This window comes from Oceanimonas sp. AH20CE76, from assembly GCF_039654065.1.
GTDB classification, from domain to species: Bacteria; Pseudomonadota; Gammaproteobacteria; order Enterobacterales; family Aeromonadaceae; genus Oceanimonas; species Oceanimonas smirnovii.
In genome coordinates this window covers 1,817,534-1,839,656 of the sequence record NZ_CP155481.1, presented here as the reverse complement: position 1 = coordinate 1,839,656, position 22,123 = coordinate 1,817,534, and the positions used below count along the sequence as shown (strand labels likewise).

Genomic DNA, 22,123 nt, shown 5'->3' with positions numbered 1-22,123 from the left:
TTACTCTCCCAGACACTCAAGGAACAAGTGTTTAATCTGCTTGGTCTTACTCCTTACCCAGATAAGAAGCGCGCACATCCGCCCAATTATCCGCTTCGGTCACTCTCAGCACCTGCTCCGAAATCGGCGCGCGCAGCGGGCTGCCGTCGGGCAGGGCCAGGGCATACAGCTGCTGGGCAAACACGCCGGGCAACACTGTCAGTTTTTGCTGGCCCAGCTGCAGATTGCGGTATTGCAGCAAAGCGCGGCGGTCTCGCCGTTCAGCACCGACTCCATGGCCGCGGTCAGGTTTGGATAAGTCTGATAACGAATGCGTTCGTCTTCCAGATAACGCTGGCTGGCGGTGTCGTTAATGGTGGCCACCACCTTGCCGGGCAAGTCACTCCCTCCCTAAATACCGGTACGCAGATTATTGACGGTGAGTGACGAGGTAATGGCGGCGGTAAAGCTGGCCACCATGATCATGCCGGCAAACATCCATATCAGACCCACCAGGCGACCGGCAAAGGTGACCGGTGCCTTGTCGCCATAACCCACTGTTCTGTAATCCGAGAGAAGTGGACCTGGTGCTGGATAAGATACGGTCGTTCACCAAAGTGACAAAAATAAAAGAAGTAAAAAGCTCGCGGCATCTTTTCTCATAAAAATTCAGATAGTGTTTACTGTTTGCCAAAGCTGGGGCCACTCATGAACTGGTGGTGCCCGCAGCAAAGCAAAAAAGCCAAAGCCGGCTGACGGTTGTGCTGGTAGCAAACCGCGGCGTGAATGCCGTGGTGTTCGTTAGCGGGTTGATATTACCCGGCTTACCACTTCGCCATTGGCCAGCCGGGTGCTGATAACGTCATTTTCCTTTATCTGGCCGGTATGGGTGAGCACTTTATTATTGTGCAGGGTAATGCTGTAGCCGCGGGAGAGGGTGGCCAGGGGGCTCATGGCGTGCAGCCGGGAGCCGGCCAGTGCCAGTTTGTGCTCAAAGTGGTTCAGCCTTATGTTCAGTGCGCCGTGCAGCCGTTGCTCCAGCGTGTGCAGCCGGTCTTTGCTGTGCACCAGACGCTGGCCCGGATGCTGGTGTGCCAGCCGTAATGCTGCCTGGCCGGCTCGCTGCTGAGCCTGCTCCAGCCGCCGGCTTATGGCGCGCTCCAGCCGCAGGTGCAGCTGATCGAGCTGCTGGCTTTGCTGCTGCAGGCGCTGACTGGGGTGCTGGCGTTGCAGCCGTTGCTGTAACTGGCCCAGTTGGTTGTGCCGGTCGGCAAGCCAGCGCTGCATGGCCTGCTCAAGGCGCTGGCCCTGTTGTTGCCACTGGCGGCGTTGCACGCTGCTGTCTGCACTGACCAGTTCGGCGGCGGCGGATGGAGTAGGGGCGCGCAGATCGGCCACCAGATCACTCAGGCTCACGTCCACCTCGTGACCCACGGCGCTCACCACCGGCAGGCGGGAGGCGGCAATGGCGCGCACCAGGCGTTCGTCGTTAAAGCTCCATAAGTCTTCCAGCGAGCCGCCGCCCCGGGCCAGCAGCAGCAAATCGGTCTCGTTGCGCCGGTTGGCCTCTGCAAGCGCATGAATAAGCTGGGGCACGGCGCTTTCACCCTGCACCGAGCTTGGGTAGAGGATCACTTCCAGCTGCGGTGCCCGGCGGGCCAGCACGGTGAGAATGTCGTGCACCGCGGCACCGGTGGGGGAGCTGATAATGCCAATACGGGCCGGGTGGGCCGGCAGCGGTCGTTTGCGTTCGGCGGCAAACAGGCCCTCGGCGGCCAGCGCCTGTTTCAGGGCTTCAAATTGTTGCTTGAGCAGGCCTTCCCCTGCCGGTGCCATTGTTTGCGCCACCAGCTGAAAGTCGCCTCTTGGCTCATAAAGCGTCACTTTACCGAAGATCAGCACCTGATCGCCGTCTTTAGGCCGAACGCTCACGCTGCGATTGTTGCCTTTGAACATGGCACAACGCAGTTGCGACTGGTTGTCTTTTAACGAGAAATACCAGTGGCCCGAGGCCGGCATGGCCAGGTTGGAGATTTCACCGGTCAGCCACACGGCTCCCATGTCGCCTTCCAGCAGCAGGCGGGCATGGCGGGCAAGCCGGCTGACGGTGTAGATGTTGGTTAATTTTTCCTGCTGCAAAATGGCCTCTGTTGAGTATTTTTATTTGAAAATAAACCCGGTTGGGGAGGTTTTTTCGGCTAATAAGCCAAAATAACAAAAAATTGCTTTACCCGAGAGGGCCGAGTGCCTAAAATTCTTTGGCAATATTTTTACCCCCCAACCTATGGTGAATATTGCGATGCTTAGGATTGCCCAAGACGCCCTGACCTTTGATGATGTACTGCTGGTCCCAGCTCATTCCACCGTGTTGCCCAACACCGCTGACCTTCGCACCCGGCTGACCCGGGAGATCAATCTTAACATCCCTATCGTGTCTGCTGCCATGGACACCGTCACCGAAGCCGATCTTGCCATTGCCATGGCGCAGGAAGGCGGCATTGGTTTTATTCACAAGAACATGTCCATTGAGGCTCAGGCCGCCCAGGTGCGCAAGGTTAAAAAGTTCGAGAGCGGCATGGTGTCCGATCCGGTAACCGTGACCCCCGATATGACCATTGCGGATGTGCGCGAATTCACGCTGCAGAACGGCTTTGCCGGCTATCCGGTGGTAGCCGCTGATGGCGAGCTGGTGGGCATTATCACCGGCCGCGATGTGCGCTTTGTGCAGGACATGAGCAAGCTGGTAAGCGAAGTGATGACCGACAAGGCCCGTCTGGTGACCGTGCCTGTGGGTGCGGGCCGTGATCAGGTGGAAGCCCTGATGCAGCAGCACCGCATTGAAAAAGTGCTGGTGGTAGAGAGCAACGGTCGTCTGGCCGGCATGATCAGCGCCAAAGACTTTCAGAAAGCCGAAAGCAAGCCCAACGCCTGCAAAGACGATAAGGGCCGCCTGCGCGTGGGTGCCGCTGTGGGAGCGGCCCCTGGCAACGAAGAGCGTATTGCTGCCCTGGTGGCCGCCGGCCTCGACGTGCTGCTGATTGACTCTTCCCACGGCCACTCCGAAGGTGTGCTGCAGCGCATTCGTGAAACCCGCGCCGCTTACCCTGATCTGGCTATTGTGGGTGGCAACGTGGCCACTGCTGCCGGAGCTCTGGCGCTGGCCGAGGCGGGCGCAAGTGCGGTGAAAGTGGGCATTGGCCCGGGCTCCATCTGTACTACCCGCATTGTTACCGGCTGCGGTGTGCCGCAAATTACTGCCGTGGCCAACGCGGTGGAAGCCCTGAAAGGCACTGGTGTGCCGGTGATTGCCGACGGTGGCATTCGCTTCTCCGGCGACATTGCCAAGGCGCTGGCCGCCGGTGCCAACTGTGTGATGATGGGCTCCATGTTTGCCGGTACCGAAGAATCACCCGGTGAAATCGAGCTGTTTCAGGGCCGTTCGTTCAAGTCTTACCGGGGCATGGGCTCGCTGGGTGCCATGAGCAAAGGATCCAGCGATCGTTACTTCCAGAGCGACAACGCCGCCGATAAAATGGTACCGGAAGGCATTGAAGGCCGGGTGCCTTACAAAGGCAAGCTGAAAGAGATTATTCATCAGCAAATGGGGGGGCTGCGCAGTGCCATGGGTCTGACCGGAAGTGCTACCATAGATGACCTGCGCACCAAGGCAGAATTTGTTAAGATATCCGGCGCGGGCATTCAGGAATCGCACGTGCACGATGTAACCATTACCAAGGAAGCGCCCAACTACCGGTTGGGTTAATCCCGGAACGCGATGAACGGGGGGCTGGTCTCCCCGTTTTTCTATTGCCGTCTGCTCCCCCCACAGGCGGTGTTTGTAACGAGTAGGAAAACGATGAGCAAGAACATTCACGACAACCGGATCCTGATCCTCGACTTTGGCTCACAATACACCCAGCTGATCGCTCGCCGCGTGCGTGAGCTGGGCGTGTATTGCGAACTGTGGGCCTGGGACGTAACCGAGGAGCAGATCCGCGACTTCAATCCGAACGGTATTATTCTGTCCGGGGGGCCGGAGTCGGTCACCGAGGAGAACAGCCCGCGGGCACCGGAATACGTGTTTAACGCTGGCGTGCCGGTGTTTGGCATTTGCTACGGCATGCAGACCATGGCCCATCAGCTGGGTGGTGCCGTGGCCGGCTCTGACGAGCGTGAGTTTGGTTACGCCCGGGTGCAGCGGGTAGCCGATTGCGCCTTGTTCAACAATATTGAAGACGGCATTGACGACAACGGCAATGCCCTGCTCGACGTGTGGATGAGCCACGGCGACAAGGTAGTGGCCCTGCCCGAAGGCTTTGAAAAAGTGGCTCAGACCGGCAGCTGCCCCTTTGCCGCCATGGCCGATGAAAGCCGCCACTACTACGGCGTGCAGTTCCACCCGGAAGTGACTCACACTCGCCAGGGTGCCCGCATGCTGGAGCACTTTGTGCGCGACATCTGTAAATGTGAGGCGCTGTGGACCCCGGCTTCCATCATTGAAGACGCCGTGGCCCGCATTAAAGAGCAGGTAGGTGACGACGAAGTGATTCTTGGTCTGTCCGGCGGCGTAGATTCTTCCGTGGTGGCCATGCTGGTGCACCGCGCCATTGGCGACAAGCTCACCTGTGTGTTTGTGGACAACGGCCTGCTGCGCCTGAATGAAGGCGAGCAGGTGATGGAAATGTTCGGTGACCACTTTGGTCTGAACATTATCAAAGCCGATGCCGAAGAACGCTTCCTGTCTGCCCTTAAAGGCATTGACGAGCCGGAAGCCAAGCGCAAGGCCATTGGCCGGGTGTTTGTGGAAGTGTTCGACGAAGAGTCCAAAAAGCTCAAGAACGCCAAGTGGCTGGCCCAGGGCACCATCTACCCGGATGTGATTGAATCTGCCGCCTCTGCCACCGGCAAGGCCCACGTGATCAAGTCTCACCACAACGTGGGTGGTCTGCCCGACGACATGAAGATGGGCCTGGTTGAACCGCTGCGCGAACTGTTTAAAGACGAAGTGCGCCGCGTAGGTCTGGAGCTGGGTCTGCCTTACGACATGCTCTACCGTCATCCCTTCCCGGGGCCGGGTCTGGGCGTGCGGGTGCTGGGCGAAGTGAAGAAGGAATACTGCGACCTGCTGCGCCGTGCTGACGCCATCTTTATTGAAGAGCTGCGCAAGCACGATCTGTACAACAAGGTAAGCCAGGCCTTTACCGTGTTCCTGCCGGTGCGCTCCGTTGGCGTAATGGGCGATGGCCGCAAATACGACTGGGTTGTTTCCCTGCGTGCGGTGGAAACCATCGACTTCATGACCGCCCACTGGGCTCACCTGCCGTACGATTTCCTGGGCCACGTGTCCAACCGCATCATCAACGAAATCGACGGCATCAGCCGCGTGGTATACGACATTTCCGGCAAGCCGCCCGCGACCATCGAGTGGGAATGATTCCGCGTCTGGCACAGCCAGGCACCTGATGGCATGAAATGCCGCTAAGCCCGCGTAATTGCGGGCTTTTTTTTGTTTGTGTTTGGCACGATCTGGCAACGGGAGGAAGCGCCAAGCACCGTTTGAGCATGGCATTAAAGCTGGTATTATGGTTTGGCGATGCCATGATTGATGCCGATACCATGCTGCGTTCTTTTGTGTGTTCATGGTATTAATATTCTATAAGTTACTGTTTCGTAAGAAAAAATACGATAAATTCGAGATTTTTTCAGCATGGTATCGGAGACGAAGAAGGACAAGGTACATGCTGACCGATACCAAGCTGCGCAATCTCAAGCCCAGGGACAAACTCTACAAAGTGAATGACCGGGAAGGTCTCTATGTGGCAGTGACTCCAGCCGGCTCCATCTCGTTCCGTTACAACTACTCAATCAACGGTCGGCAGGAGACCATCACCTTTGGGCGTTATGGTGTCGGTGGCATCACCCTGGCCGAAGCCCGCGAGCTGTTGGGTGACGCCAAGAAGATGGTTGCGGCGGGCAAGTCGCCGGCCAAGGAGAAAGCCCGAGACAAGGCGCGGGTGAAAGATGCAGAGACGTTCGGTGCCTGGGCGGAGAAGTGGCTGCGTGGCTACCAGATGGCCGACTCCACCCGCGATATGCGCCGCTCGGTTTATGAGCGTGAGCTGAAGCCGAAATTCAGCAATCAGAAGCTGGTGGAGATCACCCACGAAGACTTGCGGGCGCTGGCTGATGCCATTGTTGAGCGAGGCGCACCGGCCACCGCCGTTCATGTGCGTGAAATCGTGTTGCAGGTATTTCGCTGGGCCATCGAGCGTGGGCAGAAGGTCGAAAACCCGGCAGAACTGGTGCGCCCAACAAGCATCGCTCGATTCGAGCCACGTGACCGAGCGTTGACGCCAGAAGAAATTGGGCTGATGTACCAGTACATGGAGCGAGTGGGCACAAGCCCAACAAACCGTGCGGCGGCCAAGCTGTTATTGCTGACGATGGTGCGCAAGAGCGAGCTGACCAATGCGACCTGGAGCGAGATCAATTTCAGCGAAGCGTTGTGGACGATTCCAAAGGAGCGGATGAAACGCCGTAACCCGCACCTGGTATTTCTGTCCCAGCAGGCTCTGGATATTTTCATTGCCATGAAAACCTTTGCCGGTGGTTCCGACTTCGTTTTGCCATCACGGTACGACTCGGATGCGCCGATGAGCGCTGCCACACTTAACCAGGTGCTGACGCTGACTTACAAGGCGGCGCAGAAAGATGGGAAGTCACTTACCAAGTTCGGACCGCATGATTTGCGGCGCACAGCCAGCACGCTGTTGCATGAGGCCGGCTACAACACCGACTGGATCGAGAAGTGCCTGGCGCACGAGCAGAAGGGCGTGAGGGCTGTCTACAACAAGGCTGAGTACCGCGAGCAGCGGGCGGCGATGTTGCAGGATTGGGCCGATATGATTGATGAGTGGACTTCGGGAGGCAGTAAGGGTTGATGTTTTTGCTATCTTTGATAGCATTGAAGTTGATGCCGTGAATTTATAAATAAGGCCGCCATTGGCATCGGGCAGGTCAATTACCGATTAGCTGCTTCGCGCAGCTACTCGATGAATAGCAACTATTCATTTGAGAGGTATTGACCCATGCAAAATATAAAGACCCTCATCAACAGGAAGAAGCTCCTGGAGATGATCCCGCTTTCGACACGAACAATTTATAACCTGGAGCAGCGAGGGGATTTTCCACGCCGTATCGCGTTAACCAGTAGAAATGTCGCCTGGGATTTGTCAGAGGTCGAAGAGTGGATTGAGGCACGTAAATCATCGGGTGATCAAGCTGCGCGACCTGGCCCTATAGAGGGCTAGTTATATGGCTCTTGATCTTATGGCGGCTTTCACGGAATTGCCGCCACCCATTGATTATGTTCTGCCTAATATGGTTGCTGGCACTGTTGGTGCTCTTGTGTCGCCTGGTGGGGCTGGTAAATCCATGTTGGCCCTTCAATTGGCTGCACAGATTGCAGGCGGGCCTGATTTACTTGAAATAGGCGAGTTTCCCACCGGGCAAGTGGTCTATCTGCCTGCTGAAGATCCACCGGCCGCTATTCACCATCGTCTGCACGCCCTTGGGGCACACCTCAGCGCAGCGGAACGGCAAGCCGTGGCTGATGGTTTGCTCATTGAACCCTTGATCGGTAAATGCCCAAACATCATGGCTGCTAGCTGGTTCGATGCTCTCAAACGAGCCGCTGAAGGTCGTCGCTTGATGATCTTGGACACTTTGCGGCGCTTCCACATTGAGGAGGAGAACGCTAGCGGGCCGATGGCGCAGGTTGTTGGGCACATGGAGGCCATAGCCGCTGATACAGGCTGCTCCATTGTGTTTCTGCACCACGCGAGTAAAAGCGCAGCCATGATGGGGTCGGGCGATCAACAGCAGGCCAGTCGTGGATCGTCCGTACTGGTTGATAACATCCGTTGGCAATCGTACCTATCCGGCATGACGCAAGGCGAGGCCGAGATACTGGGGGTCGATGATTGTCAGCGTGGGTATTTTGTCCGCTTTGGCGTCAGCAAGGCCAACTATGGCGCACCTTTTCAAGAACTCTGGTTTAGACGGCACGACGGCGGCGTGTTGAAGCCTGCTGTACTGGAGCGGCAGTGCAAGGTGAAAAGGAGACAGCGTGAAGAAGCCTAAGCATGACCTGACCCACGTCCGACATGATCCCGCGCACTGTTTGGCACCTGGCCTGTTCCGCAGCCTCAAGCGTGGCGATCGCAAACGCTGCAAGCTGGACGTGACCTACACCTTTGGCGAGGACGAATCCATGCGTTTCGTCGGATTCGAACCTCTCGGGGCCGATGATATGCGTCTTTTGCAAGGCATCGTGGCCCTTGGCGGCCCGAACGGCATCTTGCTAACCCCGGAACCGACCAGTGAGACGGGGCGACAGCTACGGCTATTCCTTGAACCCCGTTTCGAAGCCATTGAGCAAGACGGCTTGGTGGTTCGTGAGAGCCTGACCAAACTGCTCTCAGAAACGGGCATGACGGATAGCGGCGACAACATCAAGGCGCTCAAAGCCAGCCTGCTGCGCATGTCGAACGTCACCATCCTTGTGACGAAGGGACGGCGGCAAGCCGCGTTCCACCTGATGAGTCATGCTTTTGACGAGACGGACGGCAGGCTATGGGTTGCCCTGAATCCGCGTATTGCCGAAGCGATCCTGGGGCATCGTCCATATGCCCGTATCGACATGGCGGAAGTGCGGGTGCTACAGACTGATCCGGCACGGCTGATGCACCAACGGCTATGCGGCTGGATCGACCCCGGCAAATCCGGGCGCGTGGAACTGGACACGCTTTGCGGCTATGTCTGGCCAGATGAAGCCAATGCCGAAGCTATGAAAAAACGCCGTCAGACTGCCCGGAAGGCACTGGCCGAACTTGCCGCCGTGGGTTGGGTAGTGAACGAATACGCCAAGGGAAAATGGGAGATCAAGAGGCCTGGCCCCACGGCAACTGCACCCGTTTACCGTCGTAACGTTCCCTTGTTACCGTCGTAACGCTCCCCTTCTGCCGTCGTAACGTTCCCCGTCCCAATTTGGAAAACCCAGACGGTGCGCTGCTTTGCGGGCAGTTTGGGAAATCCATCCAAGATTATCTAAAGATAATCCATCATGCGCGGTGCAGCTCGCGCCTTGAGGGCGCGTTCTGACCTTGCCAATAAAGCCCTGGCGGGCTTTATCAATCGGCCATAGGCCGATGGTTTAACGCCAAGAAGAGAAGGCGGCTTCAGTGGCCGCTGAAACGCCTTGTGAGAGGGGAAAACAACCCGGAGTCCCTTATTCCATGAGCTGAAGCAGAATCTGCGTCTAACGGTGCTGGAGGGCCGCTGTGTGCACTTGTAGTTATCTGTACTGAAACCTTGGCTCGAAACGTGAAATGGCTAAGCAGTGCCCATTCGTTCGGTAAGAATAATAAGAAGATTATTATTCTTATTATTACCAAGCAGGAATGAGCCGTGTGTGTTGGACGCCCATAACCAGTAACCTGCGTGAAGGTGTCAACATCAGGAAAGGTTGCCCCTCAAGTATCAATACGTCGCCTTAGTGGTATGACGGGAGGGGAGGCAAATTTCTTGTGTTCATTGACACTTGAGGGGCGGGTTATGCCCTTCTTTTTTGGCGTCCAACTCGCCCCATCGGGGCGAATGGTTTGTGTCGATTGTTGGCATTTTAGGTTCCGATTTAAAGCCGATTGAGCAGCGATTTTGAAGCGACTATGTCGATTGCAGGCCGATTTGGTGACGATTACGGTTATGTTGCCAAGAATCGGTGTTTGTTTGACGATAAAACGCTTTACGTTCGATATGCGCTAGATTTTCAATAGTGGGTGAAATGCGGGCAGGATGGGTGAAGTTAGCTAACCGGCAAGCCGGTTATCTATCTTCACTGTCCCTTATTCGCGCCGGGGGCACTCAACGGGAATCCTGCCCTGCGGGGCTGATCGGCTACCGCCGGTTGCAAGAGTATAGGTCTTGCTATTTTTAATATCTTTGATAGCATGGTTGTCGGGTACACCAAAAGGGTATTGATATGGCAAATGTGCTTATCAGGAATTTACCCGCCGAGGTGCACCGTGCGTTGAAAGTTCGAGCAGCGCTCAACGATAGGAGCACCGACGCGGAAATACGCGAAATACTGACGGCGGCAGTACAGCCGCTAGAGCTTGAAGAGATTGGCCGGGAAGTTGGCTTGTCCGAAAGCGATAAAAAAACAGAGTAGTTTTACGTTTGTAAGTCCGGGCCTCAGCGCCAAGGGCAATACCGATCAGCTAGTGGCGTAGCTCTTCGATGAAACGTTGCCGAGAACAAGCACAACGCTTGGTCAAGGCAATGCCTTCTTTTCATCGACGGAGTACGACCATGAAGTCCAAAATTTTAGCGGCTAAAAAAACCGCTCTAGCCGTTGCACTCGCAACCGGCTTTATCACCACTACCACCGCCCCTGTGCAAGCTGGTATCCCCGTCATCGACGGCGGCAACCTGGCCCAGAACATCATGACGGCCATCGAGTCGGTGGCGCAGACGCTCAAGCAGATTGAGCAGTACCAGACCCAGTTGCAGCAGTACGAAAATCAGCTCCAGAACACGATGGCCCCAGCCGCGTATATCTGGGATCAGGCGTAGACTACGATCAACCGGCTGATTGCCGCGCAAAACACGCTGGCCTATTACGAGAACCAGCTAGGCAGCCTGGATCGTTACCTGGCCAAGTTTCAGGACGTGGCCTATTACCGCAGCTCGCCATGCTTCAACGGCAGCGGCGGATGCACGCCGGCCGAAAAGGCAGCGATGGAAGAGAACCGCCGCCTGGCGTCAGAGTCGCAAAAGAAGGCCAACGATGCCCTGTTCCAGACCGTTGCCGACCAGCAAAAGGCTTTGAAGGATGACGCCCGTACCCTGGAGCGGCTGCAAGGCGCGGCCCAGGGTGCAACTGGCCAGCTACAGGCCATCGGCTACGCCAACCAGCTCGCCAGCCAGCAGGCCAATCAGCTCTTGCAGATTCGCACCATGTTGACCGCCCAACACAACGCGGAGGCAGCCCGGATTGCAGCAGAACTCGATGCCGAGGCGCGAGGTGATGCCAGGGCCGAGCAAATGCGTACCTGGACGTTTCGCCCGAGTCCGGCAGACAACTACTAGGGAGGCGGTGAGATGAAAAAAATCTTTTTTACTACCGCGGCTACGTTGCTGTTGTTGGCTGGATGTGAACAGGAAAGGATGCCCGAACCAAATGCGGCGACGTGTGCCCCCGATGCGTTCCAGGCAGCACTGAATGAAATGCGCAGCGAAGCGAACCGAGAGGCCTTTACCGAGGAATGCAGAGCATTCCAGAAGGCCAAGCAGATGCGTCAGTGGGAGTTCAAGCCCAGCCCTAAAGATGATTATTGAGGTGGTCGCCATGAGAAAGAAAATTGCTCTAGGTGGCTTGATGATGGTCGCCACAATGGTGCTGGCTGAACCTGCAATGGCGCAGGAGCTAAGTAGCAGCGGTGTTATGAATGATGTGCTCAAGCGTTTTCATGATGCTGCCGCAACATGGGGGCCAGCTATTGAGTCCGCTGCATCGCGTTTGTTCTGGACGCTGGTTGTGATTTCGATGGTCTGGACATTCGGCATGATGGCTTTGCGCAAGGCCGACATTGGCGAGTTCTTCGCGGAGTTCGTTCGCTTCACGATCTTCACCGGCTTTTTCTGGTGGTTGCTGACGAATGCGAACCAGGGCATGAATATCGCCGGTACGATTGTTCAGTCATTGCAAACTCTGGGCGCGCAGGCGGGGGGACTTTCCAATAGCAATCTTGGGCCCTCCAGCATCCTTGATCTTGGTTTCGAGTTATACAACCGCACAGTACAGGCCACCTCGGAGCTGGGATGGCGGCAGATGGCAACTGCTCTGGTCATGGAGCTAATGGCCCTGGCTGTTTTGTTTGTCCTGGCGTTGATTGCGGTCAACCTGTTGCTGTTGCTCGCATCAGCCTGGATTCTGTTGTATGCCGGTGTGTTCTTCCTTGGCTTTGGTGGAAGTCGTTGGACTTCCGACATGGCGATCAATTACTACAAGACCGTGCTGGGCCTGGCCGCACAGCTTATGGCAATGGTGCTTCTGGTTGCGATTGGCAAAGAGTTCATCAATCACTACTACACGCAAATCAGCGAGAACATGGCATCCCAGGAACTGGCCGTGATGTTGGTTATATCGGTCATCTTGCTTTTCTTGGTCAACAAAGTTCCGCCGATGATTTCTGGTCTTGTGTCTGGTGGTGGTATTGGCGCAGCCGGTGGAATTGGAAACTTCGGTGCGGGTGCGGCAGTTGGGGCGGCGGTGACGGCGGCCAGTATGGCAACTGGCGGCGCTGCCCTGGCAGGTAAAGCGGTTATGGGTGCCGCAGCCGGTGCAGCCGGAGGTGCAAGTGCACTCCAAGCGGCTTTTCAGAAAGCATCAGCGAGTATGGAAACCGGCGGTGACATGTCCAGCATGGGGTCAGTTGTCAGCAGTGGCGGAAACGGTGGTGGTGAAGCGGGTACTGCTGGCAGTAGCCCATTCGCCCAAGCGGCTGGCTTTGGTGACAGCGGCAGTAGCTCAAGCGGTGGCGGCTTTGCCAAGGCCGCGAAGCTGGCCACAGGCACGGCCTCCGAGTTAGCCAAGGGTGTCGGCTCTCAAGTGAAGCAGGGATTCCAGGAGCGAGTGAGCGAAACCACAGGCGGAAAACTGGCTGCTTCGATACGCGAAAGCATGGAGCCGAAAGAAGCAAGCCAATCTGGCCAGTTCGAGGGCAATAGCTTGGGCGCCGATTCTGGCCCAGATAGTAACGAAGTCAGGAGTTAGCACGATGACGACATCAACATACATGGCCGCATTGGCGGCCCTGGATGAAGCGCCAAGGGAAGAAGTCAGCCAGGTATTTATTTCGCCGCTGGGTGATCAATCGACCGAGGTCGATGCAGAGACAGAAACAGCCGCTTTTGTATCACGGCCAGACCCTATGAGAGAGAGCGAAACTAAGCCGATAAGTATTGAGGTTAATGGCGGCAGGAATGAGCGGTCAGCATTCGCGGAGGCGGCGGGGCTGTACCTGTAGGCGCACCGGGCTGGCCACAACCAGCCCGGCACTTTCAATCAACACCTACTGGAGAGGTGAATTATGACAACACAACATATTATCGAACCAGGGCAAGCAGTGCATCAAGCAGCGGCTATTCTTTCTTCTTTGGAGTACATCAACCAAGCGGAAGCGCGGAGCCTTGGGCCATTGGCCGAAGCCGTCGCTAATGCTTTTATGGTGGTGTACTACCAAGCTGAAACGGGCCGGGCGACACAGGCTGATTTTCAAGAAGCAATGAACGCCTTGCGCCAAGCGTGCAGCTAATGACGAAAGGGCGGCCACTCGAACTGGCCGCCTTTTTCAATCTTCACTGTTTGGCCATTCCCGACCCACAGACGGCGCATCCATCCATTCGCGTTCCTCCGGCGGCAGCGGGTAAGCCCCGGATGCTTCCGCGTCGGCCAGTAGTTCGGCCAGTGTGTAGCGCACCCGACCAGTGGAAACGGCGCGGGCCGGGTCGGCCTTCTCATGCAGCCTGTTCTCTAGGTTCTTTGGGTCTGTCATCGGGCGACCTCAGCAAGCATGGATACTAGGTGTTCCAGGTCAGTGATCGAATGCGCCAGGAAGCGGCCGGCGCGGCAATCTGCAATCATTTCCTCAGTTTTTTCCTACTCATGTTCAACCTCGTTCGTACCAGCTCTTCGAGCGATTCACCACGCGCACGACCAGCAGCATCACCGGCACTTCGACCAGGACGCCGACCACGGTTGCCAATGCAGCGCCGGAGTGCAGACCGAACAAGCTGATGGCGGCCGCCACGGCCAGCTCGAAGAAGTTGCTGGCACCGATCAGGGCCGAAGGACAGGCGACAGAGTGCTTTTCCCCCGCCCGCTTGTTCAGCCAGTAGGCTAACCCGGAATTGAAGAACACTTGAATCAAGATCGGCACGGCTAGCATGGCGATCACTAACGGCTGCCGGATGATGGCCTCGCCCTGGAAGGCGAACAGTAGAACCAACGTCAGCAGCAGCGCGGCCATCGACCACGGCCCGATCTTCTGCATGGCCCGTTCAAAGGCGGCCTGTCCTTGCTTGAGCAGATGCCGCCGCAAGAGCTGCGCCAGGATCACCGGCACGATGATGTAGAGCACGACCGAAATCAGCAGCGTGTCCCAAGGCACCGAGATCGAGGACATGCCCAGCAGCAGGCCGACGATGGGCGCGAAGGCCACGATCATGATGGCGTCGTTCAGAGCCACTTGCGAGAGCGTGAAAAGCGGGTCGCCGTTGGTAAGGCGGCTCCACACGAACACCATTGCCGTGCAGGGCGCGGCGGCCAGCAAGATCAAGCCCGCGATGTAGCTGTCCAGTTGATCGGCCGGCAGGAACGGAGCGAACACTTGTCGGATGAACAGCCACCCCAGCAGGGCCATCGAGAATGGCTTGACGGCCCAATTCACGAACAGCGTGACGCCGATGCCGCGCCAATGCTCTTTGACCTGGTGCAGCGCCCCGAAGTCGATCTTGACCAGCATCGGGACGATCATTACCCAAATCAGCAGGCCCACCGGCAAATTGACCTGGGCCACTTCCATGCGGCCTATGGCCTGGAACACGTCAGGAAGGCCCTGGCCGAGCGCAACACCGGCGACGATGCACAGGGCCACCCACAGCGTCAGGTAACGCTCGAAGCCGCTCATCGGGGCCTGGCGCGGCTTCGCGGCGATGGCCTGTGCGCCGGCGCTCATGCTTCCTGCTCGGTCTTGCCGATGTTCGCCAGCTCGCGCTTGATGGCCGTCTGGTCAAGCATTTTGAGAGGCAGATTCACGAACAGGCGGACGCGGTTCATCATGTGCCGGAAGGTTTGTTCGAAGGCCCGGCGCTTCTCGGCGTCAGTGCCTTCGACGGCGGCCGGGTCTTCAAATCCCCAATGCGCCGAGATCGGCTGACCAGGCCACACCGGACACATTTCGCCGGCGGCGTTGTCGCAGACGGTGATGATGAAGTCCATCTTCGGTGCGTCGGGCGTGGCGTACTCGTCCCAGCTCTTGCTGCGCAGATTCTCGGTCGGGTAATTCACCGACTCCACCTTTTCGACGGCGAAGGGATTGACCTTGCCGGTTGGGTGACTGCCGGCGCTGTAGGCGCGGAAGCGCCCTTGCCCCATCGTGTTGATGAGAGCTTCGGCCATGATGCTGCGCGCCGAATTGCCGGTGCAGAGGATGAGGACGTTATAGATTCTTTCGGTCATGATGTTTCGCTTTCTGGTAGTGGCTGGGGAGCAATGGCGATGGATGAAAGATCGGTGGCCTCGTCGATGACGTGGCCGGCCGCTTTCCGTTCGGAATAGCGGTCTGTCAGTGCTTCACGGTGCGGCCGTACCAGCGCCGTGAAGCGCACCAGTTCTTCCATCACATCGGCTATTCGGTCGTAGTACGGCAGGGCTGCAGCTCACGACCTCCATGTTCTAAACATCAAAGTAGCGCGAAGGCGTCGTCCCGAATGCACTGCGAAATGCAGCAATGAAGCTGGAAGGCGACTCGTACCCAACGGCATGGGCGACGTTGGCAACGCTCTCTCCGTGCGCCAACTGTTCCAGCGCCATCATCATGCGCAACCTGATCCGCCATCCTCCAAAAGACATGCCGGTTTCTGCTGTGAATAGTCGTTCGAGTGTTTTGACGCTGCCTCCGAACTTGGGCGCAAGCACTGTCAGCGGCGTGCGATCCTCTGGATGCTCCTTGAGCCATTGCGCCAGGCGAACCGCGCGGCAGTCCTTGGGTTCAGGCAGATCAAGAGGCGCTTGTGGCAAAGCGTCGAGTTGTTCAAGTAGCACACGTGCCAATCGTCCGGCTCGTGAGTTCTGGCGATGGTCCCACGGCAGACTAGCGCAAGCCACTATCAGTTCCCGGACCAACGGGGATACGTTCACGACAGCGCAACCTTCCCATTGAGGTGATCCAGGCGCTCGCGATTCAATGTATAGAACAGTCACGTCGACAGAGCGCTTGGCCTCGAAAGCATGGGCCGTCCCCCCGCGGATCCAGATGGCGCGAGTGGGAGGCAAGATCCAGCGTTTGCTTGCAGTAATGACGTGCATCGCTCCTCTGGTCGAATACATAAGCTGATCGCGCTCGTGCGAGTGCATTTCAACCTGGCTTGCGGGCGGCCAGTGTTCGACCGTACCCACCATGAGTGCGGCAGCAGTGTCTGGTTCAAAGTCATTTTGGCGTGTTTGCGACATATTTTGTAGATATATCGTTATAAGGTAGTGTCTCCAACAGTATATTCTTGTCCTTATTGTGTCAATGAGGGAGATGCTCAGTGCAGCAAGAACCACCTTTTGTAGCCGTGCGGACAACGGCTGAAAATCACAAAAAACCAGGTATTTCGCAAGCCGGACTGGCAACCAAACTGGCCTTTTTCATTGCTGGATTCGGATTGGCTTGCTGGGCGCCGATGGTTCCCTATGCCAAAGCTCGGCTTGGAGCGAGTCATGCCGAGCTTGGCACCGTGCTGTTGTTCCTTGGTCTTGGCAGTGTTCTGGGTATGCCAGCCGCAGGTACGCTAGCTGGCCGGCTCGGCAGTAAAGCCATCATCGTTGCCGGAAGCGTTGGACTGCTCTTGGCCTTACCGATGATGGCCGGAGCTTCGACCGGCCTAGCGCTAGGAGCGGCGCTGTTCCTGTTCGGCTTGAGCCTGGGTGCAGTCGATGTCGCCGCCAATATTCACGGAACAGAAGTACAGACTCGGGCTGGCAGACCATTGATGTCGAGTTTCCACGGCCTTTACAGCGTGGGAGGGTTGGTGGGGGCTGCTGGAATGACCGCTGCCCTGTCGTTCGGCCTAGGCATTGTGGCCAGTGCGATGATAGCCAGTGCAATTATCGTGACATGTATCGCCGTTGCCATTTCGCGCCTTCTGGCGACGCGCGCCCCAGTGCAAAGCGAGGGTTCGTTTTTCGTAATGCCCCATGGCATTGTCGTACTGCTCGGTGTCATGGCGCTGCTCATCTTTCTTGTTGAAGGCGCGGTACTAGATTGGGGAGCGGTGCTGCTCAGCGAATATAGGGATGTTTCTATAGGAAATGCCGGTGCCGGTTATGTGGTTTTCGCATTAACTATGACTATTGCCCGCTTGGTAGGCGATCGTTTCGTCCTAGCGGTTGGAAATCGTGCGACGCTACTGATCGGGTCGGCACTTACGCTCGCAGGGATTGCTTTGGCCACGTGGGGATCAAGTTTTGCCCTGATATTGGTCGGGTTTGGAATTGCGGGCTTTGGCGCCGCAAATATCGTGCCCGTGCTGTTTAGTCTTGCAGGCACTCAAAAAATGATGCCCGCCGGCTATGCCATCGCCGCAACCAGCACACTAGGTTATCTCGGGGTGTTTCTTGGCCCTGCAGTCATTGGCTATGCAGCAGGACTTATCGGGCTTCCTGCAGCATTTGGGGCATTAGCAGCTCTGATGGTGATTGTTGCCGGCCTTTCGGGGATTGTCGTTCGCTACATACTTGGTCCTACAACACGGATAGAGCGGGCGTGAGCTATACCCTTATTGGTTTTTTCAAAGCGTGTGCGTTGTCGTTCTGCAATGAAAAATTGTGCTTAACAATTTATGGCATTTTTCATGGTGTTGCCAGTGCGTTGATGCTTAGTACGTTGATTAAAAAGAGTATTTATTTGCTATTGATAATTGAGTGGGAGTGACGGGCACTGGCTGGCAATGTCTAGCAACGGCAGGCATTTCGGCTGAGGGTAAAAGAACTTTCCGCTAAGCGATAGACTGTATGTAAACACAGTATTGCAAGGACGCGGAACATGCCTCATGTGGCGGCCAGGACGGCCAGCCGGGATCGGGATACTGGTCGTTACCAGAGCCACCGACCCGAGCAAACCCTTCTCTATCAGATCGTTGACGAGTATTACCCGGCATTCGCTGCGCTTATGGCAGAGCAGGGAAAGGAATTGCCGGGCTATGTGCAACGGGAATTTGAAGAATTTCTCCAATGCGGGCGGCTGGAGCATGGCTTTCTACGGGTTCGCTGCGAGTCTTGCCACGCCGAGCACCTGGTCGCTTTCAGCTGTAAGCGTCGCGGTTTCTGCCCGAGCTGTGGGGCGCGGCGGATGGCCGAAAGTGCCGCCTTGCTGGTTGATGAAGTACTGCCTGAACAACCCATGCGTCAGTGGGTGTTGAGCTTCCCGTTTCAGCTGCGTTTCCTGTTTGCCAGCCGGCCCGAGATCATGGGGTGGGTGCTGGGCATCGTTTACCGCGTCATTGCCACGCACCTGGTCAAGAAAGCGGGCCATACCCACCAAGTGGCCAAGACGGGCGCGGTCACCCTGATCCAGCGTTTTGGATCGGCGCTCAATCTGAATGTTCACTTCCACATGCTGTTTCTCGACGGTGTGTATGTCGAGCAATCCCACGGCTCAGCGCGTTTCCGCTGGGTCAAGGCGCCGACCAGCCCAGAGCTCACCCAGCTGACGCACACCATCGCCCACCGGGTGGGTCGCTATCTGGAACGGCAAGGCCTGCTGGAACGGGATGTCGAAAACAGCTATCTGGCCTCGGATGCGGTGGATGACGACCCGATGACACCCCTGCTGGGGCACTCGATCACTTACCGTATCGCTGTCGGTTCACAGGCGGGGCGAAAGGTGTTCACTTTGCAAACTCTGCCGACCAGTGGTGATCCGTTCGGTGACGGGATTGGCAAGGTAGCCGGGTCCAGCCTGCACGCCGGCGTGGCGGCCAGGGCCGATGAACGCAAGAAGCTCGAACGGCTGTGCCGGTACATCAGCCGCCCGGCGGTATCCGAGAAGCGGCTGTCGTTAACACGAGGCGGCAACGTGCGCTACCAGCTCAAGACGCCGTACCGGGACGGCACCACGCACGTCATTTTCGAACCATTGGATTTCATTGCAAGGCTGGCCGCCCTGGTACCGAAGCCCAGAGTCAACCTAACCCGCTTCCACGGGGTGTTCGCACCCAACAGTCGGCACCGGGCGTTGGTCACGCCGGCAAAACGGGGCAGGGGCAACAAGGTCAGGGTGGCTGATGAACCGGCAACACCAGCACAACGGCGAGCGTCGATGACATGGGCGCAACGGCTCAAGCGTGTTTTCAATATCGACATCGAGACCTGCAGCGGCTGCGGCGGCGCCATGAAAGTCATCGCCTGCATTGAAGACCCTATAGTGATCAAGCAGATCCTTGATCACCTGAAGCACAAAGCCGAAACCAGCGGGACCAGGGCGTTACCCGAAAGCCGGGCGCCACCGGCTGAGCTGCTCCTGGGTCTGTTTGACTGACGAGCCTGAAGGCCAACGATACCAATCAAAATGCTGCGTTCACAGCGCCGCGGCAGGGATCCGCCGTGCTGGTTGTCGGAAAAGGAGCCGCTAGTGGGAAAGAGGAGGGTAAATTTTCAGCGTTGCTGGCTCCCCGTCAGCCGGATTGGGTTGCATCGCAGGGGTGTCGAAAGAGTCAACTGCGGTCCAAAGCTGTTGGACTTGGGTGAAAAGGGCGTTTATTCTTCCTATACGTGCCGCGTTCCAGGCGGCGACTATGAGGGCTATGTCGATGCCCATGTGCGCCGGCTGGAGGCGCTACGCCGGGCCGGTATCGTCGAGCGGATCGACGCCGACCAATGGCGCATCCCCGATGATCTGGTCAGCCGTGCCGCCGCCCATGACGCCGGCCGAGACAGTCAGGCCAGCGTTCGCGTCCTTTCCCCGGTCGATCTGAACAAACAGATCGGATCGGACGGCGCGACCTGGCTGGACCGGCGGCTGATCCACGGCGAGACGGCCGACCTTGCGCCAACCGGCTTCGGGCAACAAGTCCGCGAAGCCATGGACCAGCGCCGCGAGCACCATATCGAACAGGGCGACGCCACCCGCAGCCGGGACAGCCGCGTCTTCTACCGGCGCAACCTTCTCGCCATCCTGCGGGAGCGCGAGGTAGCCGGCGTCGGATCGGATATGGCTTTGAGTAAGGGCCTGCCGTTCCGCGCCGCCACGGACGGCGAGAGCGTCAGCGGCAAGTTTACCGGAACCGTGCATCTATCGAGCGGCAAGTTCGCCGTGGTCGAGAAATCCCATGAGTTCACCCTTGTCCCGTGGCGGCCGATCATCGACCGCCAACTCGGCCGCGAGGTTATGGGCATCGTGCAGGGCGGGTCGGTGTCGTGGCAGTTAGGGCGGCAGAGGGGGCTGGAACGCTGAGTGCGCCCATGCCGCATTGCGAAGCAAAAGATAATCGGATAAAATGTAGCAATTCATATTCGTAAGCGTGGAGTAATCAGATGGGAAATTCCAAGTCAGCAGACAAGTAAGCCGCAACAACCAGTATTGTTGTTGCGGCGCTCTGTAAGGCTAGTCTCATCTGATTGCTGACGAGCAGACGTCGCCCGGTATTCCTTAATCGAGGGTTGATTCGTCATGACCACCACACGCCCCGCGTGGGCCTATACGCTGCCGGCAGCACTGCTGCTGATGGCTCCTTTCGACATCCTCGCTTCACTGGCGATGGATATTTATCTCCCTGTCGTTCCAGCGATGCCCGGCATCCTGAACACGACGCCCGCTATGATCCAACTCACGTTGAGCCTCTATATGGTGATGCTCGGCGTGGGCCAGGTGATTTTTGGTCCGCTCTCAGACAGAATCGGGCGACGGCCAATTCTACTTGCGGGCGCAACGGCTTTCGTCATTGCGTCTCTGGGAGCAGCTTGGTCTTCAACTGCACCGGCCTTTGTCGCTTTCCGTCTACTTCAAGCAGTGGGCGCGTCGGCCATGCTGGTGGCGACGTTCGCGACGGTTCGCGACGTTTATGCCAACCGTCCTGAGGGTGTCGTCATCTACGGCCTTTTCAGTTCGATGCTGGCGTTCGTGCCTGCGCTCGGCCCTATCGCCGGAGTATTGATCGGCGAGTTCTTGGGATGGCAGGCGATATTCATTACTTTGGCTATACTGGCGATGCTCGCACTCCTAAATGCGGGTTTCAGGTGGCACGAAACCCGCCCTCTGGATCAAGTCAAGACGCGCCGATCTGTCTTGCCGATCTTCGCGAGTCCGGCTTTTTGGGTTTACACTGTCGGCTTTAGCGCCGGTATGGGCACCTACTTCGTCTTCTTCTCGACGGCTCCCCGTGTGCTCATAGGCCAAGCGGAATATTCCGAGATCGGATTCAGCTTTGCCTTCGCCACTGTCGCGCTTGTAATGATCGTGACAACCCGTTTCGCGAAGTCCTTTGTCGCCAGATGGGGCATCGCAGGATGCGTGGCGCGTGGGATGGCGTTGCTTGTTTGCGGAGCGGTCCTGTTGGGGATCGGCGAACTTTACGGCTCGCCGTCATTCCTCACCTTCATCCTACCGATGTGGGTTGTCGCGGTCGGTATTGTCTTCACGGTGTCCGTTACCGCGAACGGCGCTTTGGCAGAGTTCGACGACATCGCGGGATCAGCGGTCGCGTTCTACTTCTGCGTTCAAAGCCTGATAGTCAGCATTGTCGGGACATTGGCGGTGGCACTTTTAAACGGTGACACAGCGTGGCCCGTGATCTGTTACGCCACGGCGATGGCGGTACTGGTTTCGTTGGGGCTGGTGCTCCTTCGGCTCCGTGGGGCTGCCACCGAGAAGTCGCCAGTCGTCTAACCGACGACTGGTAGCAGGCCCGCTCCGATGCGGCGCACTAACCATCGAAACCTCGTGAATGTCGGTATCCTGTCTGGCAGGATACCGCTCATTTCCCTTGTTCAGTTCATCGCCGTCGCCGAGCATCTGAATTTTCGGCATGCGGCCAAGGCACTTGGTATCAGCCAGTCGAGCGTCAGCGCGCGTGTGAAAGCGCTGGAGGATAACCTTGGTGTCCTGCTATTTGAGCGCCATGCGCGGGGCGTTCGGCTAACAGACGCAGGCAGGCACTTCATGGAGCGTGTCACGGCGGGTGTCGATCAACTCGATCACGCAGTGAAGACCGCGGAGTGACGGGCACTGGCTGGCAATGTCTAGCAACGGCAGGCATTTCGGCTGAGGGTAAAAGAACTTTCCGCTAAGCGATAGACTGTATGTAAACACAGTATTGC

The 22,123-nt window shown here is 57.4% G+C and carries 24 protein-coding genes and 2 pseudogenes; 17 read left to right on the top strand and 9 right to left on the bottom strand.

Translation table 11 applies throughout. The annotated features are described in order from the left end of the window. Positions 1–46 precede the first annotated feature (46 nt). The 4 genes from N2M06_RS08965 to xseA all read right to left on the bottom strand — a co-directional run bounded on the left by N2M06_RS08965 (position 47) and on the right by xseA (position 2,118). Positions 47–241 carry a hypothetical protein gene (locus N2M06_RS08965; RefSeq protein WP_346350580.1) on the bottom strand — a complete coding sequence of 65 codons (195 nt, stop codon included), beginning with the start codon at positions 239–241 and terminating at the stop codon, positions 47–49. Further along, on the bottom strand, positions 199–378 hold the full coding sequence (locus N2M06_RS08960) for a hypothetical protein (protein ID WP_346350579.1): 180 nt from the start codon (positions 376–378) through the stop codon (positions 199–201). The genes N2M06_RS08965 and N2M06_RS08960 overlap by 43 nt, the downstream gene beginning before the upstream one ends. Positions 379–390: 12 nt before the next feature. Next, positions 391–537 (bottom strand): ion channel, encoded by a 147-nt coding sequence (locus N2M06_RS08955; protein ID WP_346350578.1) that lies wholly within the window; start codon positions 535–537, stop codon positions 391–393. A 243-nt stretch (positions 538–780) separates the two neighbouring features. Then, entirely contained in the window at positions 781–2,118 is a 1,338-nt protein-coding gene (xseA, locus tag N2M06_RS08950) for an exodeoxyribonuclease VII large subunit (protein ID WP_346350577.1), read from the bottom strand. A 154-nt stretch (positions 2,119–2,272) separates the two neighbouring features. Here xseA and guaB point away from each other — a divergent pair, with 154 nt between their 5' ends. The 12 genes and pseudogenes from guaB (at position 2,273) to N2M06_RS08890 (ending at position 13,358) form a co-directional block, all read left to right on the top strand. Next, positions 2,273–3,742 carry an IMP dehydrogenase gene (guaB, locus tag N2M06_RS08945; RefSeq protein ID WP_346352169.1) on the top strand — a complete coding sequence of 490 codons (1,470 nt, stop codon included), beginning with the start codon at positions 2,273–2,275 and terminating at the stop codon, positions 3,740–3,742. 93 nt (positions 3,743–3,835) lie between these two features. Continuing rightward, complete coding sequence (gene guaA / locus N2M06_RS08940; RefSeq protein WP_346350576.1) at positions 3,836–5,413, top strand: glutamine-hydrolyzing GMP synthase; 1,578 nt, start codon at positions 3,836–3,838, stop codon at positions 5,411–5,413. Positions 5,414–5,717: 304 nt separating this feature from the next. Further along, positions 5,718–6,920, top strand: a complete 1,203-nt coding sequence (locus N2M06_RS08935) for a site-specific integrase (RefSeq protein ID WP_000954590.1) — start codon at positions 5,718–5,720, stop codon at positions 6,918–6,920. 147 nt (positions 6,921–7,067) lie between these two features. Beyond that, positions 7,068–7,289: an AlpA family phage regulatory protein gene (locus N2M06_RS08930; protein WP_001179606.1), complete on the top strand. Its 222-nt coding sequence runs from the start codon at positions 7,068–7,070 to the stop codon at positions 7,287–7,289. A gap of 4 nt (positions 7,290–7,293) precedes the next feature. Continuing rightward, positions 7,294–8,121, top strand: a complete 828-nt coding sequence (locus N2M06_RS08925) for a helicase RepA family protein (RefSeq protein WP_001162384.1) — start codon at positions 7,294–7,296, stop codon at positions 8,119–8,121. Next, positions 8,108–8,989 carry a replication protein C, IncQ-type gene (repC, locus tag N2M06_RS08920; RefSeq protein ID WP_000743064.1) on the top strand — a complete coding sequence of 294 codons (882 nt, stop codon included), beginning with the start codon at positions 8,108–8,110 and terminating at the stop codon, positions 8,987–8,989. Before N2M06_RS08925 ends, repC begins: the two co-directional genes overlap by 14 nt. Positions 8,990–10,021: 1,032 nt before the next feature. Further along, complete coding sequence (locus N2M06_RS08915) at positions 10,022–10,210, top strand: stabilization protein (protein WP_000024442.1); 189 nt, start codon at positions 10,022–10,024, stop codon at positions 10,208–10,210. Between the two features lie 140 nt (positions 10,211–10,350). Then, positions 10,351–11,130 (top strand): annotated as a pseudogene (gene trbJ, locus N2M06_RS08910) (P-type conjugative transfer protein TrbJ). 12 nt (positions 11,131–11,142) lie between these two features. Then, positions 11,143–11,379 (top strand): entry exclusion lipoprotein TrbK, encoded by a 237-nt coding sequence (trbK, locus tag N2M06_RS08905; RefSeq protein WP_000718002.1) that lies wholly within the window; start codon positions 11,143–11,145, stop codon positions 11,377–11,379. A 10-nt stretch (positions 11,380–11,389) separates the two neighbouring features. Beyond that, positions 11,390–12,817 carry a P-type conjugative transfer protein TrbL gene (gene trbL, locus N2M06_RS08900; protein ID WP_001405816.1) on the top strand — a complete coding sequence of 476 codons (1,428 nt, stop codon included), beginning with the start codon at positions 11,390–11,392 and terminating at the stop codon, positions 12,815–12,817. Positions 12,818–12,821: 4 nt separating this feature from the next. Further along, entirely contained in the window at positions 12,822–13,070 is a 249-nt protein-coding gene (locus tag N2M06_RS08895) for a hypothetical protein (protein ID WP_000213809.1), read from the top strand. A 63-nt stretch (positions 13,071–13,133) separates the two neighbouring features. Then, entirely contained in the window at positions 13,134–13,358 is a 225-nt protein-coding gene (locus N2M06_RS08890) for a type I toxin-antitoxin system ptaRNA1 family toxin (protein ID WP_000211355.1), read from the top strand. Positions 13,359–13,394: 36 nt separating this feature from the next. Here the strand turns inward: N2M06_RS08890 and N2M06_RS08885 are convergent, their stop codons facing one another. The 5 genes and pseudogenes from N2M06_RS08885 to N2M06_RS08865 form a co-directional block, all read right to left on the bottom strand. After that, positions 13,395–13,598 carry a hypothetical protein gene (locus tag N2M06_RS08885; protein ID WP_000131871.1) on the bottom strand — a complete coding sequence of 68 codons (204 nt, stop codon included), beginning with the start codon at positions 13,596–13,598 and terminating at the stop codon, positions 13,395–13,397. Between the two features lie 114 nt (positions 13,599–13,712). Beyond that, the gene (gene arsB, locus N2M06_RS08880) at positions 13,713–14,780 is read right to left on the bottom strand and encodes an ACR3 family arsenite efflux transporter (protein ID WP_001272375.1); all 1,068 of its coding nucleotides are present in this window, start codon (positions 14,778–14,780) and stop codon (positions 13,713–13,715) included. Continuing rightward, positions 14,777–15,283, bottom strand: coding sequence for an arsenate reductase ArsC (locus tag N2M06_RS08875; RefSeq protein ID WP_000140066.1), 507 nt, complete (start codon positions 15,281–15,283; stop codon positions 14,777–14,779). The genes arsB and N2M06_RS08875 overlap by 4 nt, the downstream gene beginning before the upstream one ends. Beyond that, positions 15,280–15,468: pseudogene (locus tag N2M06_RS08870) on the bottom strand (arsenical resistance protein ArsH); the annotation flags it as partial. The gene N2M06_RS08875 and the pseudogene N2M06_RS08870, both read right to left, overlap by 4 nt. 31 nt (positions 15,469–15,499) lie before the next feature. Further along, positions 15,500–15,868, bottom strand: a complete 369-nt coding sequence (locus tag N2M06_RS08865) for an AraC family transcriptional regulator (RefSeq protein ID WP_346352168.1) — start codon at positions 15,866–15,868, stop codon at positions 15,500–15,502. Positions 15,869–16,356: 488 nt separating this feature from the next. Between N2M06_RS08865 and N2M06_RS08860 the strand changes: the two genes are divergently transcribed. The 5 genes from N2M06_RS08860 to N2M06_RS08840 all read left to right on the top strand — a co-directional run bounded on the left by N2M06_RS08860 (position 16,357) and on the right by N2M06_RS08840 (position 22,025). Beyond that, positions 16,357–17,577: an MFS transporter gene (locus N2M06_RS08860; protein WP_346350575.1), complete on the top strand. Its 1,221-nt coding sequence runs from the start codon at positions 16,357–16,359 to the stop codon at positions 17,575–17,577. A gap of 275 nt (positions 17,578–17,852) precedes the next feature. Next, on the top strand, positions 17,853–19,346 hold the full coding sequence (locus N2M06_RS08855; protein WP_001120888.1) for an IS91-like element ISVsa3 family transposase: 1,494 nt from the start codon (positions 17,853–17,855) through the stop codon (positions 19,344–19,346). A gap of 30 nt (positions 19,347–19,376) precedes the next feature. Next, positions 19,377–20,261, top strand: coding sequence for a DUF3363 domain-containing protein (locus N2M06_RS08850; RefSeq protein ID WP_001447541.1), 885 nt, complete (start codon positions 19,377–19,379; stop codon positions 20,259–20,261). A 216-nt stretch (positions 20,262–20,477) separates the two neighbouring features. Then, a complete protein-coding gene (gene floR / locus N2M06_RS08845) occupies positions 20,478–21,692 on the top strand; it encodes a chloramphenicol/florfenicol efflux MFS transporter FloR (protein WP_000214122.1) in 1,215 nt (404 codons plus the stop codon). A 27-nt stretch (positions 21,693–21,719) separates the two neighbouring features. Further along, entirely contained in the window at positions 21,720–22,025 is a 306-nt protein-coding gene (locus N2M06_RS08840; RefSeq protein WP_001255015.1) for a LysR family transcriptional regulator, read from the top strand. The last annotated feature ends 98 nt before the right edge of the window (positions 22,026–22,123 follow it).

Bases quoted from the DNA above. Each gene is read 5' to 3' on its own strand.
- N2M06_RS08930 (WP_001179606.1), top strand. From the start codon at position 7,068: ATGCAAAATATAAAGACCCTCATCAACAGGAAGAAGCTCCTGGAGATG.
- N2M06_RS08875 (WP_000140066.1), bottom strand. From the start codon at position 15,283: ATGACCGAAAGAATCTATAACGTCCTCATCCTCTGCACCGGCAATTCG.
- N2M06_RS08925 (WP_001162384.1), top strand. From the start codon at position 7,294: ATGGCTCTTGATCTTATGGCGGCTTTCACGGAATTGCCGCCACCCATT.
- N2M06_RS08850 (WP_001447541.1), top strand. From the start codon at position 19,377: ATGCTGCGTTCACAGCGCCGCGGCAGGGATCCGCCGTGCTGGTTGTCG.
- N2M06_RS08840 (WP_001255015.1), top strand. From the start codon at position 21,720: ATGCGGCGCACTAACCATCGAAACCTCGTGAATGTCGGTATCCTGTCT.
- arsB (WP_001272375.1), bottom strand. From the start codon at position 14,780: ATGAGCGCCGGCGCACAGGCCATCGCCGCGAAGCCGCGCCAGGCCCCG.
- trbK (WP_000718002.1), top strand. From the start codon at position 11,143: ATGAAAAAAATCTTTTTTACTACCGCGGCTACGTTGCTGTTGTTGGCT.
- N2M06_RS08915 (WP_000024442.1), top strand. From the start codon at position 10,022: ATGGCAAATGTGCTTATCAGGAATTTACCCGCCGAGGTGCACCGTGCG.
- floR (WP_000214122.1), top strand. From the start codon at position 20,478: ATGACCACCACACGCCCCGCGTGGGCCTATACGCTGCCGGCAGCACTG.
- N2M06_RS08885 (WP_000131871.1), bottom strand. From the start codon at position 13,598: ATGACAGACCCAAAGAACCTAGAGAACAGGCTGCATGAGAAGGCCGAC.
- N2M06_RS08855 (WP_001120888.1), top strand. From the start codon at position 17,853: ATGCCTCATGTGGCGGCCAGGACGGCCAGCCGGGATCGGGATACTGGT.
- trbL (WP_001405816.1), top strand. From the start codon at position 11,390: ATGAGAAAGAAAATTGCTCTAGGTGGCTTGATGATGGTCGCCACAATG.
- N2M06_RS08890 (WP_000211355.1), top strand. From the start codon at position 13,134: ATGACAACACAACATATTATCGAACCAGGGCAAGCAGTGCATCAAGCA.
- guaA (WP_346350576.1), top strand. From the start codon at position 3,836: ATGAGCAAGAACATTCACGACAACCGGATCCTGATCCTCGACTTTGGC.
- N2M06_RS08935 (WP_000954590.1), top strand. From the start codon at position 5,718: ATGCTGACCGATACCAAGCTGCGCAATCTCAAGCCCAGGGACAAACTC.
- N2M06_RS08895 (WP_000213809.1), top strand. From the start codon at position 12,822: ATGACGACATCAACATACATGGCCGCATTGGCGGCCCTGGATGAAGCG.